Origin of the sequence: Okeania hirsuta, from assembly GCF_003838195.1 — a bacterium.
Classification (GTDB): Bacteria; Cyanobacteriota; Cyanobacteriia; order Cyanobacteriales; family Microcoleaceae; genus Okeania; species Okeania hirsuta.
The window spans coordinates 1-2,206 of the sequence record NZ_RCBY01000510.1 but is presented as its reverse complement, the minus strand read 5'-3'; the positions used below and the strand labels follow the sequence as shown (position 1 = coordinate 2,206).

2 protein-coding genes are annotated in these 2,206 nt (G+C 42.5%); one reads left to right on the top strand and one right to left on the bottom strand.

What is annotated here, in order from left to right:
- On the top strand, positions 1–1,023 hold a 1,023-nt coding region (locus D5R40_RS32330), incomplete at its 5' end, for a metallophosphoesterase family protein (protein WP_134239664.1).
- Positions 1,024–1,096: 73 nt separating this feature from the next.
- On the opposite strand, the gene D5R40_RS36695 is transcribed toward D5R40_RS32330, so the two are convergent.
- Positions 1,097–2,206: hypothetical protein (locus D5R40_RS36695; RefSeq protein WP_161565164.1), on the bottom strand; the 1,110-nt coding region annotated here is incomplete at its 5' end.

Sequence of the window (2,206 nt, the reverse complement as noted above, 5' to 3'; positions counted from 1 at the left end):
GCCGTCTCGGATCAGGAGCATGTGGTACAGACGAATGATGAAGGCTTTTTCCAGATAGAAAGCAGCGGATCTTTTCCCTGGCTCTTCATCAGCATGCCCGAAGGATATGAAGGGAAGTTCTATCATTCTATGAAGGAAGAGCTAAACTTTCCCCTGGAAAAAGAAAAGCAAGAGGATCACTTCTTTTTCATCCATGCTTCAGATATCCACATAGATTCGGCCAATCTGCCCCGCATGGTCCATTTCCGTAAGATGGCCGAAGAATTGAAGCCTGCTTTCATCATTATAACAGGAGATTTGGTCAGAGATGCTTTGCGGGTGGATGAAAAAATAGCCAGCGCTTATTATGAGATGTATGTTGGAGAAATTGAAAAATTTTCCATGCCCGTTTACAGTGGAGTGGGTAATCACGAGATTTTTGGGATAGAGCGTGATAAATCCCTGGTTAGCCAAAAGCATCCTTTATATGGAAAAGGAATGTATCGGCACTTCCTCGGTCCCAATTATTATTCCTTTAATTACGGAGGCTTACATTTTATCTCCATCGATGGAGTAGACTACCAGAATCTCTACTATTTCGGAGGAGTAGATTCCCTTCAGTTAGATTGGTTGGAAAAAGATTTGAGTTTGGTGAACGAAAGCAAAGGCATCATTACTTTTAATCACATTCCTTTTGTTTCTCCCGGCTTCTCCTTCCAGAATTTTGATTCCCACCTCTTTTACGGTCCGGTGCTACTCAAGCAAAAAGGTAAGCTCGAGCATCGACACATTGTCTACAATTACGAAGAGGTAAAAAAGCGGATCGGAGATCGCCCTTTTCCCCTGGCTTTATCCGGTCATTACCATGCGGTACAGGAAGGAAGTATTTTCACCTATCCCACTACTTTCGCCCAAACCTCAGCAATATCCGGACCCGACAGTTTTCCATTTCAGGGGCATATCGTGAAATCGGGCTTCAGCTTGTATGAAGTAAAAGAAGGAAAGATTGTTGGGAGCGAATTTATTCCCCTGAATTTACCCTAGTTTGTGATGATAATGAATTGACGCTTACTTCGCAGAGAGCAAAAAGCCATAATTCTAACTAAGACTTTCCCAATCAGTCAAATTTCTCACGGTAAAACGCTACTTTTTCAGACGCTTTAAAACGATCCATGAGGCGGATTGCCAGGTCTTTCACCTCCTTTGCTTGCCTGTCGTTCCTCTCTTGCACGAATTGCTGATAAAGCATATAGAAACTATCCAAATAGCCAAGGTTCATTTCATCAACTCTGCGATTACTCGTGTCATAGACCAGTGTCATGCGAAGCTCATCTAAGCGAAAATCATCTGAAAACAGTTTTAAATTCCAGCCTCGTAAATCCTGTTTTTGCAGGGAGAACTTCTCCGCCAGACCTGAGGTATAGCAATTCTGTTCATAGCCCGAATACCATTTAGGGGATAGGGTTTTGGAAAGGTAAATCGGTCTATTTCCCGTGTAATTTTCTAATACATGCTTTACGACGTTTTCCCAATTGGTTTCATATTCATTGATATCTACCTTCTCCAGGACAAATGGTTTGATTCCCAAATCACCAAAGATTTTTTTCCGGTACTCATCAAAAAGGAAGAAATCAATGTTCAAGACCAGAACATCTGTCCTTACTCCCAAAGCTTCCTGTAGCATCCAAAGCGGATAGGTATCATTATCATGGGCTGTCAAGAGAATTGCATGTGGCTCTGTGGATTGCAGAAGATTATACCCAAAATTCAGGAGAGCAGGAGAGATTCCACCCTTTTTATGCCAGCGAATATTGGCTTCTTTCCTTAAATCATGATTAAAGGTAGAACTAGCATACGTGATCACATCTCCCAACAATCCTTCAAAATCCGGATTCATATTGTAAGCCTTTAACAAAAATTCGCCGCCCTCAGGAGAAACGCCTCGAGTAGATCCTTCTACAAAATTATAGGTGAAGGTACCCGGGATATGTTCCTTCATCAGGGCTGTAATGTCTTTGCCCAATCGCAAAGCAGGGGATTCATTTACAAAATCCGTTCGCCAGTTGGCGGTCCCCTGCGCATTCCGGCAAGCCCGATAATAATTGTACCAGGCGCTCTCTGAATGTTTATCTTTTTGCACTTCCTCCCACCATAATTCGGCCTGTTTTACATAGTATGCATGGGATTTATTTTCCTTGGCAAAGGAAATCTGGTTTTCAGGCCTTAA